This is a genomic window from Halomonas sp. PR-M31, assembly GCF_001039575.1.
Taxonomy (GTDB): domain Bacteria; phylum Pseudomonadota; class Gammaproteobacteria; order Pseudomonadales; family Halomonadaceae; genus Modicisalibacter.
In genome coordinates this window covers 1-18480 of the sequence record NZ_JIBT01000070.1, presented here as the reverse complement: position 1 = coordinate 18480, position 18480 = coordinate 1, and the positions used below count along the sequence as shown (strand labels likewise).

General features: G+C 57.1%; 12 protein-coding genes. 4 read left to right on the top strand and 8 right to left on the bottom strand.

The features are described 5' to 3' along the window. The 4 genes from CH74_RS16485 to CH74_RS16470 all read right to left on the bottom strand — a co-directional run. Positions 1–5140: retention module-containing protein (locus tag CH74_RS16485; RefSeq protein ID WP_048308631.1), on the bottom strand; the 5140-nt coding region annotated here is incomplete at its 3' end. 86 nt (positions 5141–5226) lie between these two features. Continuing rightward, positions 5227–6537, bottom strand: a complete 1311-nt coding sequence (locus CH74_RS16480; RefSeq protein WP_048308629.1) for an HlyD family type I secretion periplasmic adaptor subunit — start codon at positions 6535–6537, stop codon at positions 5227–5229. 109 nt (positions 6538–6646) lie between these two features. Then, positions 6647–8806, bottom strand: a complete 2160-nt coding sequence (locus CH74_RS16475; protein ID WP_048308627.1) for a type I secretion system permease/ATPase — start codon at positions 8804–8806, stop codon at positions 6647–6649. A 9-nt stretch (positions 8807–8815) separates the two neighbouring features. After that, entirely contained in the window at positions 8816–10243 is a 1428-nt protein-coding gene (locus tag CH74_RS16470; protein WP_048308626.1) for a TolC family outer membrane protein, read from the bottom strand. 372 nt (positions 10244–10615) lie between these two features. On the opposite strand from CH74_RS16470, the gene CH74_RS16465 reads away from it, so the two are divergent. Then, a complete protein-coding gene (locus tag CH74_RS16465) occupies positions 10616–10924 on the top strand; it encodes a hypothetical protein (protein ID WP_048308625.1) in 309 nt (102 codons plus the stop codon). Between the two features lie 154 nt (positions 10925–11078). On the opposite strand, the gene CH74_RS16460 is transcribed toward CH74_RS16465, so the two are convergent. The 4 genes from CH74_RS16460 to CH74_RS19875 all read right to left on the bottom strand — a co-directional run bounded on the left by CH74_RS16460 (position 11079) and on the right by CH74_RS19875 (position 13744). Then, positions 11079–12401, bottom strand: a complete 1323-nt coding sequence (locus CH74_RS16460) for a type II toxin-antitoxin system HipA family toxin (protein ID WP_048308624.1) — start codon at positions 12399–12401, stop codon at positions 11079–11081. Positions 12402–12404: 3 nt separating this feature from the next. Next, on the bottom strand, positions 12405–12653 hold the full coding sequence (locus tag CH74_RS16455) for a helix-turn-helix domain-containing protein (protein WP_048308623.1): 249 nt from the start codon (positions 12651–12653) through the stop codon (positions 12405–12407). A 212-nt stretch (positions 12654–12865) separates the two neighbouring features. Beyond that, a complete protein-coding gene (locus tag CH74_RS16450) occupies positions 12866–13135 on the bottom strand; it encodes a hypothetical protein (RefSeq protein ID WP_048308622.1) in 270 nt (89 codons plus the stop codon). Positions 13136–13318: 183 nt separating this feature from the next. Next, positions 13319–13744 (bottom strand): pilin, encoded by a 426-nt coding sequence (locus CH74_RS19875; protein ID WP_301280866.1) that lies wholly within the window; start codon positions 13742–13744, stop codon positions 13319–13321. A gap of 561 nt (positions 13745–14305) precedes the next feature. On the opposite strand from CH74_RS19875, the gene pilB reads away from it, so the two are divergent. From pilB to CH74_RS16425, 3 genes are all read left to right on the top strand, one after another. Then, complete coding sequence (gene pilB, locus CH74_RS16445; protein ID WP_048308621.1) at positions 14306–16021, top strand: type IV-A pilus assembly ATPase PilB; 1716 nt, start codon at positions 14306–14308, stop codon at positions 16019–16021. A gap of 183 nt (positions 16022–16204) precedes the next feature. Next, a complete protein-coding gene (locus CH74_RS16435) occupies positions 16205–17452 on the top strand; it encodes a type II secretion system F family protein (RefSeq protein WP_048308619.1) in 1248 nt (415 codons plus the stop codon). A 255-nt stretch (positions 17453–17707) separates the two neighbouring features. Further along, positions 17708–18480: A24 family peptidase (locus tag CH74_RS16425; RefSeq protein ID WP_048308617.1), on the top strand; the 773-nt coding region annotated here is incomplete at its 3' end.

Here is an 18480-nt window from a genome sequence, read left to right as displayed (position 1 = left end):
TTTTTAGCTCAGCAGTCTCGCCAACTGCATAGTCAATGCCGCCGACGGTAAAACCGCTGACGGTGAGCGAATCGCCATCAACATCGTTGTCGTTCGCGAGAACGTTGCCGCTAACAACAGTGTCTTCATCGCCACTGGCGCTGTCGGGTTGGGCGATCGGCGCATCGTTGACCTCTGTCACAGTCAGACTCAGCTCGGCAGTGTCTGTCAGTTCGCCATCGGTGATGGTGTAGCTGACCGTTGGAGCCTGACCGTTCCAGTTCTCGACTGGCGTAAAGGTATAGCTGCCGTCGGTTTGGATAGTTAGCGAGCCGATATCTTCTAGCTCAGCTGTGACGCCGGGCTGATAGGTGGTGTCACCAATTGTGAAATCGCTAACGGTGAGCGAGTCGCCATCGACATCGCTGTCGTTAGCTAACACATTGCCAGTGATAATGTCGTCTTCGTCGCCGGTGACGCTATCGTTTTCCGCAACTGGTGCGTCGTTGACTGCTGTCACGGTCAGCTGTAGCTCAGCCGTGTCTGTCAGTTCCCCATCGGTAACGGTATAGCTGATCGTCGGAACCTGACCGTTCCAGTTCTCGACCGGGGTAAAGGTGTAGTTACCGTCGCCGGCAATTACGAGCGAGCCAATACCTTCTAGCTCTGCAGTCTCGCCGGCCTGATAAGTCGTATCATCAATTGTGAAATCCTTGACAGTAAGCGAGTCGCCATCAACATCGCTATCATCGGCTAACACATTGCCGCTGAGAACGGTGTCCTCGTCACTGGTGAAGCTATCGTCCTGAGCGACCGGCGCGTCGTTGACCGCCGTTACTTCCAGATTTAGCTCAGCGGTATCGGTCAGCTCCCCATCGGTGACGGTGTAGTTGATCGTCGGAACTTGGCCGTTCCAGTTTTCGACCGGCGTGAAGGTGTAACTGCCGTCGCTCGCGATCACCAGCGATCCAATGCCTTCCAGTTCAGCGGTTTCGCCCGCCTGGTAAATATCATTACCGATCGTGAATTCGGTGACGGTAAGCGCGTCACCATCAATATCGCTGTCGTTGGCGAGAACGTTGCCAGTGATAATGGCGTCTTCGTCACCGGTAGCAGTGTCGTTCTGAGCAACTGGCGCATCGTTCACCACCGTCACAGTCAGCTGCAGCTCGGCGGTATCGGTCAGTTCATTATCAGTGATGGTGTAGCTGATCGTCGGAACTTGGCCATTCCAGTTCTCAACCGGCGTAAAGGTGTAGCGGCCGTCGCTGGCAATGATCAACGAGCCGATGCCTTCTAGCTCTGCAGTCTCGCCGGCCTGATAAGTCGTATTATCAACTGTGAAATCCTTGACAGTAAGCGAGTCGCCATCAACGTCGCTGTCATTAGCCAACACATTGCCGTTTAGCGGAGCATCTTCATCGCCGGTTGCAGTGTCGTCTTGGGCAACCGGTGCGTCATTGACCGGTGTCACTTCCAGATTTAGCTCAGCGGTATCGGTCAGTTCACCATCTGTGACTATGTAGCTGACTGTCGGAACTTGCCCATTCCAATTTTCGATCGGGGTGAAGGTGTAGCTGCCGTCGCTTTCAATGACCAGCGAGCCAATGCCTTCTAGCTCAGCGGTTTGGCCCGCCTGATAAGTGTCATCACCAATCGTAAATTCGGTGACGGTGAGCGAATCACCATCGAAGTCGCTGTCGTTAGTCAACACGTTGCCGGTCAGCGGCGCGTCTTCATCACCAACGGCGCTATCGTCTTGCGCAACTGGCGAGTCATTGATCGCCGTTACGGTCAAATTTAGCTCAGCGGTATCGGTCAGCCTTCCATCAGTAATGGTGTAGCTGACTGTCGGAACTTGGCCGTTCCAATTCTCTACCGGGGTAAAGATGTAGCTGCCGTCGCTCGCGACCACCAGCGTGCCGATGCCTTCTAGCTCAGCAGCCTCGCCGGCCTGATAGGTCGTATCAACAATTGTGAAATCACTAACGGTGAGCGAATCGTCATCAACGTCGCTATCGTTATTGAGGACGTTGCCAGTGATCGCGGCGTCCTCGTCACCAGTAGCATTGTCGTTCTGAGCAACCGGTGCGTCATTCACCGCAGTCACAATCAGATTTAGCTCAGCGGTATCGGTCAAATTTCCATCGGTGACGGTGTAGCTGACTGAGGGTACTTGGCCGTTCCAGTTTTCGACCGGCGTAAAGGTATAGTTGCCGTCGGTTTGAATGACCAGCGAGCCAATACCCTCAAGCTCAGAGGTTTCACCGGCCTGGTAAATGTCACCACCGATCGTGAATTCGGTGACGGTAAGCGAGTCGCCATCAATGTCGCCGTCGTTCGCGAGAACGTTGCCGCTAACAACAGTGTCTTCACTACCAGTAGCAATGTCGTTCTGAGCCACCGGCGCATCGTTGACCGCGGTCACTTCTAAATTCAACTCGGCGGAATCAGTGAGTTCTCCGTCGGTAACGGTGTAGCTGACTGTCGGCACCTGGCCGTTCCAGTTCTCGACCGGGGTGAAGGTATAGCTGCCGTCGGTTTGGATAGTTAGCGAGCCGATATCTTCTAGTTCGGCTGTGTCGCCGGCGGCGTATTCAACACCATCAATGCTGAAGTTACTAACGGTGAGCCGATCACCATCAACGTCGCTGTCGTTATCAAGAACGTTACCCGTCAGAACGGCATCTTCGTCACCGGTAGCGCTATCCGATTCAGCAACAGGTGCATCATTGACTGCTGTCACAGTCAGCTGCAGCTCGGCGGTATCGGTTAGCTCCCCATCGGTGATGGTATAGCTAATCGCCGGTACCTGACCATTCCAGTTTTCAACCGGGGTGAAGGTATAGCGGCCGTCAGTTTGGATAACCAGTGAACCGATATTTTCTAGCTCAGCGGTTTCGCCAACTGCATAGTCAATGCCGCCGACAGTAAAACCGCTGACGGTGAGCGAATCGCCATCGACATCGCTGTCGTTAGCCAACACGTTGCCGGCCAGCGGCGCGTCTTCATCACCGATGGCGGTATCGTTCTGAGCGACCGGTGCATCGTTGACCGCCGTTATAGTCAGCTGGAGTTCAGCGATATCTGTCAATTCGCCGTCGGTGATGGTGTAGCTGATCGTCGGAACCTGACCGTTCCAGTTCTCGACCGGAGTGAAGGTGTAGTTGCCATCGGTTTGGATGGTTAGCGAGCCAATACTCTCAAGCTCGGCGGTTTCGCCGACTTGATAGGTATTTCCGTTAACGGTGAATTCGCTGACCGTCAGAGAGTCGCCATCGACATCGCTATCGTTAGTGAGAACGTTACCAGTGATCACCGCGTCTTCATCACCGGTGGCAATGTCGTTCTCAGCTATCGGTGCATCATTGACCGCCGATACGGTCAAATTCAGTTCGGCGGTATCGGTCAGCTCTCCATCGGTGACGGTGTAGCTGACTGCCGGCACCTGGCCGTTCCAGTTTTCGACCGGCGTGAAGGTGTAACTGCCGTCGCTCGCGATCACCAGCGATCCAATGCCTTCCAGTTCAGCGGTTTCGCCCGCCTGGTAAATATCATCACCAATCGTAAATTCGGCGACGGTGAGCGAGTCACCATCAATGTCGCCATCGTTTGCGAGAACGTTACCGCTAACAACAGTGTCTTCATCGCCGGTAGCAGTATCGTCCTGAGCAATCGGTGCATCGTTGACCGGCGTTACAGTTAGCTGGAGTTCAGCGGTATCGGTCAAATTTCCATCGGTGATGGTGTAGCTAACCGCCGGAACTTGGCCGTTCCAGTTTTCAATGGGGGTGAAGGTGTAGCTGCCGTCGGTTTGAATGACGAGCGAGCCGATGCCTTCCAGCTCGGCTGTGTCGCCAGCGGTGTATTCAACGCTATCGATACTAAATCCGCTGACACTCAGCGAATCTTCATCAACGTCGCGATCATTGGTCAATACGTTACCGGTCAGCGGCGCGTCTTCGTCACCGGTGACGGTATCGCTTTCCGCAACTGGTGCGTCATTCACCGCCGTAACCGTCAGATTTAGCTCGGCAGCTGCCGTGCGCCTACCATCAGTGATCGTATAACCGACCGCCGGCACCTGGCCATTCCAGTTCTCGAGCGGCGTAAAAATGTAGCTGCCGTCACTTTGGATAGTCAGCGAGCCGATGCCTTCAAGCTCGGCGATATCACCCGCGGCATAGTCGACACCGTCGATACTGAAGCCAATGAAGCTTAGTGAATTACCGTCCGGATCGCTGTCATTATCCAGTACATTGCCGGTTACCTGCGTGTCTTCCGGCCCCGATGCGGTATCACTTACCGCGTTTGGTGCGCGGTTGCTGACAGGGCCGCCACCTGAAGAATCATCGCCGTCAGTCGAACCATCATTATCGCCATCCGTGCCAACGTTGCCCGAACTGCCGTTGCCGTCAGTCGAGCCATTACCCGAGTCCGGGCCATCTACGTTGCCGCCACCCGAGCCATCAACGTTGCCACCCGAACCGTTGCCGTCACCCGAGCCACCAACGTCGCCGCTTGATCCGTCATCACCACCAGTGTTCGAACCGTCGTTGCCGCCGTCTGTGACATTGTCACCGGCGCCAGCATCTCCGCCATCGTCGGAATCACCGGCATTACCGCTGTCGGGCTGGGTATCGTCGGGCAGTATTTCGTTGTCGTCCGTAATCGTTTGATCGCCAAACGCGTTGCCAGCGCCTCCACGGGGCAGTTCCCGGGCATTGTCTTGTGCGTTCGCGACATCAAAGCTCAACGGCTCGACATTCTCGTTGATGCGTTCAAGACGCACGAAGGAGTGGCTGCCACCCCCGCCGCCGCCAGCGCCAGGGCCGGCAGTGGGCGACGGCAATATGTTAAGCAGGTCGTCATCGCCCTGTTCAATCGCCGTCAACAGCGCTTCGATGTTGTCGTTCAGCTCGACGGCGTCTTGCGCCTGCTCTGCATCCATGTCCGCCAGCAGGAAAACACGATCGTCCGGGCCGATCGTCGTGACGTTTGCATCGGCAAATTCGAGCCGGACGCTGCCGCTACCGGAGGTTAGCACCTCCTCGTTCTCGAGCAGTACGTCGCCGGGTTTCAATGCGCGTAGATTACCGTCGGCGTCTCGCGCCCAGGCTTGGCCAATAACGGAAAGTACGGTTGCAATTGGTGTTGCCATGAATCAGCTCCCTGCGAGCGGATAAATTTCTTGTGCCAATCCCGCTGAAGCGGGCACCGGCGTTTTTTATAGTGGCGTTGGCTGCGTCAGCGTTCCGTCAGCGCGTTGCCCTTGATGCGTAGAATCGGCTTGAGCAGATACTCGAGCACCGTGCGCTTGCCGGTGCGAATATCCACTTGAGCGGTCATGCCGGGAATGATCGTCAGATCTTCCCCCAGCGCCGTGTCTTCGGTGCGCACTCGCACCAGATAGAAGGTGTTGCCTTCGTCATCGGTGATGGTGTCGGCGCTGATATGCTCGAGGGTGGCCTGCATACCGCCGTAAATGGCGAAGTCATAGGCGGTGAACTTTACAAACGCCGACTGCCCCGGACGCAAGAAGGCAATATCCTGGGGGGCGATGCGGGCTTCTACCAATAGCTGGTCGTCGCTGGGCACGATCTCCACCACGTCCTGCCCGGGTTGAACGACGCCGCCCAGGGTCGTGACGTTCAACCGCTGGATGGTGCCCGCCACCGGGGAATGGATCTCCGCCATGCTCACCTTGTCCTGCAAGCCGACATTGCTCTCCTTGAGCGCTGCCAACTGCCCCAAGGTCTCGGAGAGCGCTACCCGCCACTCGTTCTGCATGTCCAGGGTCACTTCTCGCACCTTGCCCTGGGCTTCCTCGATGGCCGCCTTGAGCCTGGCCATCTGGGCACTGGCCTGATTGCGCTCGCCCCGGGCGTTGGAAACCTCCCGGTCCAGGCGCAATATCTCCACCTCGGAGACCGCCCCGGAGTCCAGCAGCGGCCGGGTCAGATTGAGCTCCCGAGAGGCTAGATTCAGCGCACGAGAGGCCTGATTGAAGCGGGCCTCGGCTTCCTTGAGTTCTTCCCGGCGCTGGGTCAGCTGCTCTCGGGCAATGGATTGGGCTTCTTCAAGCGCCTGCTGGCTGGTCTCGTAAAGCCTGCGTTCATGAGCGGCCAGGGCAGGAGCCTGTTCCAGCAATTCTGGCGTGGGCACGAAAGGCTGATCGTTGGAGAGCGCCCGCAGGCGTGCTGTCTTGGCCTGCAGCGCCAGGGATTTGGCTACCCCTTCACGAAAGGAAGAGACGAAGCGAGTCGGGTCGATGCGCATCAAGAGCTGGCCTTTTTCGACAATCTGCCCTTCCTTCACGTCCAGCTCCTTTACCACGCCGCCGTCGAAAGACTGGATGACCTTGAGCTTGGAAGAAGGAATGACCCGGCCCGCCCCCTTGGTTACCTCGTCGATCTCGGCAACGGCGGCCCAGGCGATCAGCCCGATCAGCGCGATCACCACTAGATAGAGCAGCACTCGCGCCCGCATTGGGTCCTGCTGCATGCGCGCCCAGTCCGCGTCGCTAGCCCAGTCCCGCTCCAGATGTGCAGCAGACACCGGTCTATCAAAGGCCGAAACGCCTTGCCGCCGCCCTCAGACACACGCCCCAGGGATTCGAAGCCGCGCTGTTCCGCGCTTTTTCTTGGGCTAGAGGAGAGAGCGTCGCTCACTGACTGGCCCTCCCGATCTTGCCGCTGCGCAGCGCCTCGATCACCTCGTCCTTGGGTCCGTCCGCCACGACGCGTCCGCCGTCCATCACCACAATGCGATCCATCAAGGCCAGCAAGGAGCTGCGATGGGTCATGACAATCAGCGTTCTGGATTTGGCATAGACCGCCAGTTTGCGCTTGAAGGCTTCTTCCCCGGCGTGATCCATGGCGCTGGTGGGCTCATCCAGCAATAGAATCTGCGGGTCGTTCACCAGGGCGCGGGCAATCGCCACGCTCTGACGCTGACCGCCGGAAAGCAGCCCCCCACGTTCCCCCACGGGCATCTCCACCCCTTGTGGGTGGGCGGAGACCATGGACTCGAGCCCGCCGATCTTGAGCGAGCGCAGCAGCGCCTCGTCATCAATGCCATCGCTGCCGCCGGCGGCTACAATGTTGTCCCGCAGGGAGCCGTAAAACAGGCTGATATCCTGAGGCACATAGCCTATATGTCGCCGTAGTTCGATAGGATCGAGCTGGCGAATATCCACGTCGTCCACCATCACCGCCCCGGCGGTCGGCTGATAAAGTCCCTGCAGTAGCTTGTTGAGGGTGGATTTACCCGAGCCCATGCGACCCAGCACCGCCACCTTCTCGCCGGCACGAATTTTCAACGACACATCCCGCAGCGCGTCTCGTTCTTCATTCGGATAGCGCAGGGTCACCCCGCGCAGCTCGAGATGACCGTTCACCTGGGCACGACTGACGTACTGCCGCCCTTCCGGGCGCTCCTCAGGTTTCTCCATCACCTCGTTAAGGGATGTCAGCGCCGTTGAGGCATTGTGATATTGGGCCATCAAGGCCGCTGCCTGACTCACCGGCGCCATGGCCCGGGACGACAACAGATAGGCCGCGATCAAGCCGCCTTGGCTCAAGTCACCGGCAACGATCAGATAGACGCCGATGATGATGATCGCCACTGCCACGCTCTGCTGGGTCCACTGGGCCACGCTGCCCACGGACGAACCCAGCAGGCGCATTTGCGCCGAAGTGCGGGACAAGAACGCGGTGGTCTTTTCCCATATCCCCTGAATGCGCCCTTCGCCACGCAGGGTTTTCACGGTCTCCAGATTGGCCAGGCTCTCTACCAGGGTGGCGTTGCGCTGGGCCCCGACCCGCCAGGTGGTCTCGGAAAGCTCATGCATCTTGCTCTGGGCCGCCAGAGCGTAAAGCAGCACGAAAACGACGCCGATCACAATGGGAATGATTAGATAGGGCGAGATGATGGCGATGATGCCGGCGAACAGCAGCACAAAAGGCAGATCCACCAGGCTCACCACCGTCGCTGAGCCAATGAACCCGCGCACGGACTCGAAGGACTGCAGCGTGGAGGCAAAGGAGCCGGTGGAGGCTGGTCGCGCTTCCATGCGCATGCCCAACACCCGCTGCATCAATTTAGAGGAGAGTTTGACATCCGCCCGACTGGCGGCCAGATCGACGAAGGCATTGCGCGTCAGACGCAGAATCAGATCGAAACACAGTACCAGAAAGATGCCGACAGCCAGGGCCCAGAGAGTTTCCGTGGCCTGATTCGGCACCACCCGGTCGTAGACGTTCATCACGAATAGCGGCATGGCGATGGCAAACAGATTGATCACGATGGACGCGATCAGCACATCCCGGTAGAGGCTGCGATTCTCAAGGATGACGCCCCAGAACCAGTGCCGCTGCTTCTGCTGACGCACTTCTGGGCTGCGGGCATCATAGCGAAACTGCGGGCGGGCATAGAGGGCGCGGCCGCTGTAGCGGGCCTGCAATTCCTCCAAGGGCAGCTCTACTGCCGCCTCGCCAAGCTCCGGGTAGGCAATTCGAGCTTGGCCTTGTTCTGTATCTAGGCTCAGCAGCACGCAGGCCCGGCCAGGCTCCAACAGCAGGATGACGGGAAACAGCTGAGGGTTGAGCCGGGTAAGCGAGCAGCGAATCTGGCGCGCCGTCAGTCCGGCCCGGGCCGCCGCACGAGGAAAAACACTCGGCGTCAGCTCGCCGTTTTCAAGGGGCAACCCCGCTAGCGCCGCTTCCGGGGTTAGACTTCGATCATGAGCGCGGGCCAGGATGCGCAGGCATTCGAGCAGATCGCCGCCCTTGACCGGGCTTGGGTCCGGTACAAACTGGCTGGTCACGAGAAGCCCCTAGCGACCAGCGCGCTGGTCGCGTCTCAGGTCCGCGGTCAGCGTTTCCAGGCTGTAGCTTGAGGGCGCAGGCGATGGGCAGATCGAGTCTGCATCGATATTGGCGCCGTCGCTGCCCAGCTCCGCCAAGGAAGGAACGCCGCGTCGCGAAACCTCAAGGGCCGGCAATAGCTGACCCATGGCCGCCAGCGTACGAGCTCGGGCCAGGGCCAGATCGAATTCCGCATTGGCGTAGGCGCGGCTGGCCTGGAAATATTCGTTCTCGGAGTCCAGCACGTCCAGCAGGGTGCGCTGGCCGATATCGAACTGCTGCTGATAGGCGCCCCGCACCCGGCCGATCGACAGGCGGTGCTGATTGAGATAGTTGAGCTGTTCGCTGATGCGCCGCGCATCGTTGTAGGCAATGGTGGTGGTCTGGCGCAGGTCCACGCACTCCTTGTCCCGCAGATCCTTGGCCCGATTCACCAGATCGCTGGCGCGACGATAGGAGGCCAGATCCGAGCCGCCCCGATACAGGTTCATGCTGGCGACAATCTCGACGCTGCCTTCATCGTAGCGACCGGTGACGCCGTCGCCGTTATTGGTGCCGGTGCGGGCACGAAAGTCGAACTGAGGGTGAAAGCCGGAGCGCGTGCCCCGCTCTTCCGCGCGGGCAGCCTCGATGTTCTCGATCGCGGCATGAAAGCCGGGATTGCCCTCGAAGGCTGCTTGAACCGCCTCATTGATTGATGCCGGCAGGCGCTCGTCGAAATCCGGCAGCGGCGCCAGGTTGTCTGAAGGGAGCGTGCCTACCAGACGCTGAAATCGCGCGCTTACGTCATGCAGATTGGAGGCTTCCGTTAACAGGTTCGATTCCGCCAAGGCCAGACGCCCATCAATTTGCTCCAGATCCACCCGACGCCCGGCACCGGACCGGGCCCGCTGCTCGGTCTGATCGAAAACCTGCAGGTGCTTGGCGTAGTTCTCCTTGGCCAGTCGCACCAGCTCCCGATAGCGCCGCACATCCTGGTAAGCCCGGGCCACGTCCAGTGCCACGTCGTTGCTGGTGCGCATCAGCTCGTAGTAGCTGGCAAGCTTGGCACGATCGAGGCGCTTGACCTCGCTGGCGGTATCCAAGCCGTCCCACAGCATCTGGGTCAGGGTGATCTCGGCAAAGTTCGAGTCATAGCTACCTCGGTCATCCTTGCCGCGATACTCCTGCCCCACCCCGGCATTGACGTCCACGCTGGGAAAATACCCGCCCCGGGCCACATCCACCTCGTCCATGGCAGCCTGAAAATCGTTCCAGCTGGCCCGCACCTCCGGGTTTTCCGTGACCGCCTGCTGCACTGCCTCGCGCAGTGACTCCACACCGGGAGCTGCCTGGGCGGTGGAAGGGGTCAGAAAAGCAAGGGGAAGAAGTGAAAGCGTGGATAAAAACAACCGCATCAATGAGTTCCTCGTTTGCACCGGACAAGCCGGCGCCTGTGGCGTCTGGGCGTCACTTGAATTGTCGGATCAGGGAAACCAGGGTATTGAGAATCTTCATATTGACTAGAAGACTCACTATTTATTTGCACACAAAAGTATTATTCGATTCTACGTGAGATGAGAGGCAAAACAAGAACCCTTTTTCGCACTATCGATGTCACTGAAGTGAACCGGAGATGGAGGGTTTGATTCGAGCGCAGGAGTGCGTGGCTCGTCGCGGATGCATGGTGAACAGCTGCGTCAGTTCGCCGCAGTGTATCCGCAACTGACGATCAGGACTTGGGCATGCTATCGTCGCACTATAATCGTCCAGCCCCGGGAGCCCTCGTCATGGCCAGTTCCGAAATGCAGAAAGTGCGTGTGATCAACGAGCTGCGGCACTTCATCAAGAAGCTACTGCAGGACCCGCAGATTCTTGAACAATCCCTCGAAATAGCGCGGCGGGCCTATCGGGAACGCAGCGAGAATGCCGGCGGGGATTACGTCAGCGAGCAGGAGTTGCTGGCAAGAATCGCCAACGAGATATCCGATACCACCAGCACCCATATCCCGGAAGACCCGAGCGAACACTCCGAAGCGGATAAGCTGTATCTGGACGTGTTGAAGGAAGTGGTCGTGGAAGAACAAGCGCTGTATTGAAGAAACCGATATTGGTGGGAGTCCGGTTTACTCGGCGATTATTGATAGTCCATCGCTCGCTGAAGCGAGTTCCCACAGATGACTCGATGGTTTTTTGTGGGAGCCCGGTTTACCGGGCGATGCTCAACGCCCTGATAGCGCTGATAGGATCAGCTCATACACTATTGGCAACACCCTCCATCCACTCTCGCAATCTCTTCAGCTGTTGATTCAACTCGCCGATAATCGGACCGCTGACAGCTTCAGGAAAGCCGGCGGGAAGACAAGATTCCACATGGCGCATTGCCGTGTCTGCTTGAGCAAGTATCTCTTGCATGACGGCAATCGCTCGCTGCCGAGAAAAACCAACATCCTGAGCTGTGCTGATAAAGTGACGCGGTTGAATGCGGGACCAACGATAGTGGCGATTCTTCCCCTTGAGGGACATCGCCATCTTGGCTCTTGTTGAGGGCAGGCTACCTTTGGCCATAAGGGGGTAGGCCGAGATAATGTCATAGAGTGGCGTCATCCTATAAGCCGACTCAGGCTCAAGGAACAAGCTGAAATTCTTGGCATGCCCATCAATTGCCGCCAGTAACCAGAACATGACCTGAGCCTTGAAGAAGGCATCGCGGTCCTGCATCGCCTGCTGAGAGCCGATCAGCAGGTTCATGCTCGCCTTGATGCCTGGTCCACCATCGCTTTCGTACTTCAGCGCCGGCGCAATTCCCAGCGCTTGGCAGAAATCTTCCTGAGGTAGGCGCATCAGCCAGCTGCCATCTCGAGACCAGCGCCGGTCGAATCTTTCAACCACCAGCACCGTCTGTTTTCCAAACTGAGCTAACTCGGCTTGCGCGACCGGAAGGCCAAATGCCTCAAGAACCTTCAGGCACAGCCATTCATTTTCGCCGCTTTCACGAAGATCAATTTTGCTGTGGCTTAAAAACCCGATCGGCAGCTTGAAAATATGACTGGTCGGCGTGGCTGATAGGGGTCGATGCCAGTTTTTCTGGTACCAAAGCAAGGCTATCTTTTCCTGGGCACCCGCCAACGAAATTCTGAAATCACTGTCTCGGCTCATGCCGAGCGGCGAATCCTGATAGCCGTTTAGCAGCCTCTCGATAGCATTGTCACCCATCGGCTCCGCCGTTACTCGATTGACATCAGGTATCGTCGCTCCTACTGGATATAGCTGTATTGCGCCCACACAATCGCGACCAATGGCGGCCAACAGGTCAAAGGGGTGGCGAGTTGCCACCTGAAACCTCGCCTGCAACCTAGCGCGAATCGCCTCCGAATCCGGCAAAAGATTATCAAAGAAGTTGTAGACGACCTCCCCTCGATAACGAGTTGCGGCAAGCGGCAACGATAGCGAGATTGCCCGCGCGCCGGGACGATTCACCCACTCGGGGAGGTAGCGGAACAGCATGGCGCCGGAAGACTCAAGGCTAAGCCTTCCAACCTCGATACCGTTGAGCGCCACTGTAAGGTTAGCCATCGGCTACCACTCTTGATCCCAGCCTTGGTCGCGACGGACTTGGTCCCGCTCGGTCACATGCAGTTCCATGTCAAGAGCAGCCAATAGCTTGAAGAGCGTCTCGATGCGACTTTTCTCCGGGTAGTTCTCGAACCCAGAAACCGTCGCCTGCTTGATGCCCGCCTGTTCGGCGACGGTCTGTTGGGTCAGCTTGTAGTGCTTGCGGGCCTCTTTCAGCGACAGCGCCAGCATATCCGTCGATGTTATTTTCATTTCTACCCTCTACAGCGGATTATAATGAATTTATACCCTATAGAGGATTATGCCAACTTATCCGCACCGAAGGATCGTGAAGTAACGAATCGCTCGCTGAAGCGAGCTCCCACAGATGACTCGATGGTTTTTGTGGGAGCCCGGTTTACCGGGCGATGGCCGATAACGAAATCGCTCGGTAAACCAAACTCCTACAAGAGAGTATTCATATATCAGGCGTATTTCTGGGCGCGCTGATCCAACCACTGACCGCACTGCGTTCCCGCTCCTGCCCAATCATCACTGACCCGATTGACGAAAATCGCATCACCCGGAGCGATATAAGGCACTAGCGCATCGCGTATTGCCGCTGCTTCCACATCTGCCTCAATCAACCAGCAGGAATCCATCGCGTGAATATGGGGGTAAGCTTCTAGAGCGTCATAGAACTCGTTGTACTCCTGGGGAAGGCGAAGATCGTAGTTGACGGAAAAAATGGCCATGGGCGTACCTCGGAATGCGATATGTGATTCGTTTTCTTTGTAAATAGCTTAAGTTAAGCATCATGTTTAACGTAGTTGATAAATAAACATAGGAGTAAGTTGAATAGAACTGGGATTGAGTTGCTATTCTATTTTAAACGAAACATGGCCGAGCAAATACCGGCCATGTTATAAAATCAATAATTATTGACAGCTTGAAGGGAGAAACTTGCTATCAAGTCCACCACACGTCCAGCTGGTAATATTATTGTTGGCATCTACATTTGGCCTCAACCACATATTATCTCCACTATGAACTCCCTGATGAAAACTTATCCCAATTCTTGAACCATTCCAACTAAGCACTTGAACATATTTTCCTGCTGCAGAAGCTACGGTCCCGACATCAACGACATCCGCATTAGCAGGCAGTGCTCCATTGATTGCTGTGCGCTCTGATATATCCGCACGCATTCCGCCAGAGGAAGTCAGCCCTTCTGATGCTTGAGAACGACCTACGTAATTTTGATACTGCGGAATTGCCACCGCTGCTAGCACCCCGATGATCGCGATCACGATCATCAGTTCGATCAGCGTGAAACCGCCCTGCTTGTTCATTGTCTTGCTCATCATTCATTCCCCGTGTCGACGCTTAGGAAAGCACTGAATCATTGCTTGCGCTTCCTGGTTTTTTATTGCTGGTAAACCAGCGTTCTTCGATTGCGATTGATCGAACCCAGCGGGTTCACACTCTGTTTATCGGCGAGGGTCACGGCAGCTTTAGAATTTTTACTGCGATTGTATCAAGGCCCAAGGTCTTCCTTTCTCTTTCTCTTTCTCTTTCGTTTTTCATCTCTACCAACTCCCTGTTTCCTAATTTTTACTTCTCTTTTTTGCCTCCTTTCTTTGCCTCTTGGCCACTTCTTCCTGCTACCTACTCTATTCTCATTCCCATGCGTTACATTTACTAACAAAACATCCGTTTGGAATACTAATGCTCTAACCTCAAATGGCCGATAGAAGGTAGTACCGGCGATAGGTCGTCAACGCTTGTATCTATCACCTGCGCCTAAAACTGCATTCACAACTTGTATTGATAAAGGGCTTTGTGCCATGTCCTCGTCTCCACCCTCGAACCCTGCATTTCCCAGCGATCGCCGCAAGGCTCAAACGCCCGGCGACGGCGCAGCCATGGCGCAGCATTCGGCGTTGCAGGGACTGTCTCGGCGGTTCGTGGAAGAGGGGTTGTTGGATGAGGCCGGTGCGAAAGAGGCGGAGCATCAAGCCGCAGAGCAAGATATTTGCTTGCTCGAGTATCTGATCGAGCACAAGGAGATAAATTCTCGCTCCGCGACGATGGTTGCTGCCTGGGAGTATGGCCTGCCGATCGTGGATCTCACGGCGCTAAGCCAGGATTCGTTGCCACCCGCCAATGAGATGCCGGAGAAGATTCTGCGCCGTCATCGCATCATGCCTTTGAGGCGCACCAAGCATCGTTTGACCGTGGCGGTGCCCTTCCCTTCCACCCTGGCGCTACTTGACGAGTTGCAGTTCGCCATCGGCATGAACGTGGAAGCAGTGCTGGCCTGCGTCGATCAGCTGGTGCCGACCCTGGAGCACTATCTTGCCCAGGAAGATGCGAACAACGTGCTGGATGCCTTGGCCGGGGATGAGGCCATCGAGGATCTGGATTACGACGAGGATACTGGCGACGAAGACAATGCAGGCATCACCGCCTCGGAAGACGATGCGCCGGTAGTCAAGTTCGTCAATCGCATTCTATTGGATGCCATCAAACGCGGGGCCTCGGACATTCACGTCGAGACTTATGAAAGCAGTTTTCGCGTGCGCTTTCGTATCGATGGCGTGCTGCATGAGGTGGTGCGCCCGCCTTTCAGCATGCGGACCCGCATCGCGGCGCGACTCAAGGTCATGGCGCGGCTGGATATCTCCGAACGGCGCTTGCCCCAGGACGGGGCGATCAAGCTCAACCTGGGCAAGAATCGCTCCATCGATTTTCGTGTCAATACGCTGCCGACGGTCTACGGCGAGAAGATCGTGCTGCGTATTCTTGACCCCGCCTCCGCTCGGCTGGGTATCGATGCGCTGGGCTTCACCCCGACCCAGAAGACGATGTACGAGCGTGCTCTGGCTCAGCCTCAGGGCATGATTCTGGTCACCGGGCCAACCGGTAGCGGCAAGACCGTGAGCCTTTATACCGGCCTGAACATCCTCAATACCGAAGAGCGCAATATTTCCACTGCGGAAGACCCGGTAGAGATCAAGGTGGCGGGGGTCAATCAGGTCAACGTGCTGCCCAAGATCGGCCTGGATTTTGCCAGCGCCTTGCGCGCCTTCCTGCGCCAGGACCCGGACGTGGTGATGGTGGGTGAGATTCGCGATCTGGAGACCGCAGAAATCGCGGTCAAGGCCTCCCAAACCGGCCACCTGGTGCTATCGACACTGCACACCAACTCCGCGGCGGAAACCCTCACCCGTTTGCAGAACATGGGAGTGGCGCCTTTCAACATCGCCAGCTCCGTATCACTGATCATTGCCCAGCGGCTGGCCCGCAAGCTCTGCCCTGAGTGCAAGAAGCCCGCCGCCATCCCCGCCGAGGTGCTGATAAAGGAAGGCTGCACTCAAGAGGAAATCGACCAGGGGAGCATCTACCAGGCCGTTGGCTGTGATAAATGTACGCTAGGTTATAAAGGCCGCGTCGGTATTTACGAGGTGGTACCGGTCAGCGAGGCCATGAGCCAGCTGATCATGCAGCAAGGCAACTCCTTGCAACTCGATGCTCAGGCCCGGGAGGAAGGCCTGCCGGATCTGCGACGCAGCGGTTTGCTCAAAGTATTAGAGGGCGCGACCAGTTTGGAGGAGATCAATCGCGTCACGAAAGATTAGAACAAGATAACGCAGTAAAGGAGTTGCTGAATAAATAGACGAACGGGATGAAGCGCAAGGCGCAACGCAGCGATTCGCTCGTGCAGGCGTTTATACAGTGACTCCAGAAAAATGTACGTTCGGGCGAGTTGCCAAGACCGACCCAGAACGACACTAAAAAACGCATACACAGGGATAAACATCATGGCTACTACCGCACGGGCCGCTCGGCGCTACAAGCCGCACGAGCAGGCCAAGCTGCATCGCTGGCAATGGACCGGCAAGAACAATCAAGGCAAGTCGATCAAGGGTGAACAGGTCGCGGCCCTGAAAGGCGAGGTGGAACAGGAACTCGCCAAGCAGGGCATTCTGATCAAGAACGTGCGCAAGAAGAGCAGCCTGTTTGGCGGTCGGGGGAAGGTCAAGCCTCGGGACGTGATGCTGTTCGCCCGTCAGATGGCGACCATGATTCGCGCCGGTGTTCCGGTTCTGCAGGCGTTCAATGTGGTGGCGGAAAACCTGCAGAATCCCGCGATGCGGGATCTGGTTCAACGTCTTGCCGAGGATGTGGCCGCCGGCGCCAGCTTCTCCGAGGCGCTGGGCAAGCATCCGCGCCATTTCGATCGTTTATTCACCAACATGGTTCGAGCCGGCGAGCAGGCAGGCGCCTTGGATCGAATGCTGGAGCGTGTGGCTTCCTACAAGGAGAAGATCGAATCCCTCAAGGCCCGGGTGCGCAAGGCCATGTACTACCCGGTAGCGGTCATCGGGGTGGGAATCGGCGTGACAGCGCTGCTGCTGATCAAGGTGGTACCGCAGTTCGAGACGCTATTTGCCGGTTTCGGCGCCGAGCTTCCTGCAATGACTCGCATGACCATCGCCATGTCCGAAGCGGCACAGAACTATTGGTATTATGCCCTGGGCGGCATGATCCTGTTCGTGCTAGGCATGCGTCAGGCCATGCAGCGCTCCGAGGCGTTTGCCTACAAGATGCATCAGCTGATGCTGCGCTTGCCGGTGCTGGGCGACATCATCGACAAGTCATCCGTGGCGCGTTTTGCGCGAACGCTTGCCACCACCTTCAATGCCGGCGTGCCCTTGGTCGAGGCCCTGGAGACCGCGTCTGGCGCCGTGGACAGCAAAGTCTACGAGCGGGCGATTCTTCGGATTCGCGAGGATGTATCCAACGGCCAGCGCCTCAACTTTGCCATGCGCAGTACCGATCTATTTCCTGTACTGGCGACCCAGATGGTCAGCATCGGCGAAGAAGCAGGCTCCCTGGATGCGATGCTCAACAAGGTGGCGGATTTCTACGAGGAGGTCGTGGACAACAAGGTGGATGCCCTGACCTCGCTGCTTGAGCCGTTTATCATTGTTGTGCTGGGGACGATGGTGGGGGGATTGGTAGTATCCATGTATCTGCCCATCTTCGAAATGGGCAACGCTATCTAGTGCGAAAGTGGCTGCGCTTTGCTCATACGGCGTTAAAAATCGGCTCATGATGCTCATTTACACCCAGTAAATTCCGCTCATTCGCCGATTTTTGCCTGGTCTGAGCTGCGCTCGCTGACTTCTCTGGGCTTCCTAACGAGAGCTTGTCTAAACTCGCCGACTTCATCTAGCAAGTCGAATTTTACGTCTTGTCCGTTTACAGAGGCTATCTTGTACAACGACCTTCCTTCTATCATTGCGTGGCCCTTAGCGGCCATGCTCGGTCTGATTCTGGGCTCTTTCATCAATGTGGTGGTGGCGCGGCTGCCGGGTATGTTGATGATGCAGTGGCGTGCGGAGGCCCGCTCGGCGCTGGCGTTGCCGGAGGAAACCGATTCGGATCTACCCAGGGTTACTCTGACTAAGCCCCGCTCCCAGTGCCCGCACTGCGCCACGCCGATTGCCTGGCACGATAATGTGCCATTGCTGGGCTATCTCAAGCGTCGGGGGCGCTGCGCTCACTGCGGTGAGTCGATCAGTATTCAGTATCCGCTGGTGGAACTTGCCAGCGGCGCTTTGGTGCTAGCGGTGGTGGTACTCAACGGCTTTAATGGCGCAGGCGTGCTGATCAGTATTGCCTGCCTGATACTGCTGACCCTGGCATTGATCGATCTGCGCACTCAGCTACTGCCGGATATTTTGACGCTGCCCCTGCTCTGGCTGGGTTTGCTCTATCAGCTGATGTTTCAGCCTTGGCTGCTGGAGAGCGCGGTGCTTGGAGCAATAGCGGGCTATCTGGTGCTGTGGTCTTTCTACTGGTTGTTCAAACTGGTTACCGGCAAGGAAGGCATGGGCTATGGGGATTTCAAGCTGCTGGCGGCGCTGGGTGCCTGGACGGGCTGGGAAATGTTGCCGCTGCTGCTGATTCTGTCTGCCGGAGTCGGCGCGGTGATCGGCATCATCGTGCAAGTCGCGATTCCACGGCTGCGCGGTCAGGCCCTTCCCTTCGGCCCGTTTCTGGCCATGGCTGGGTGGATTACGCTGCTTTT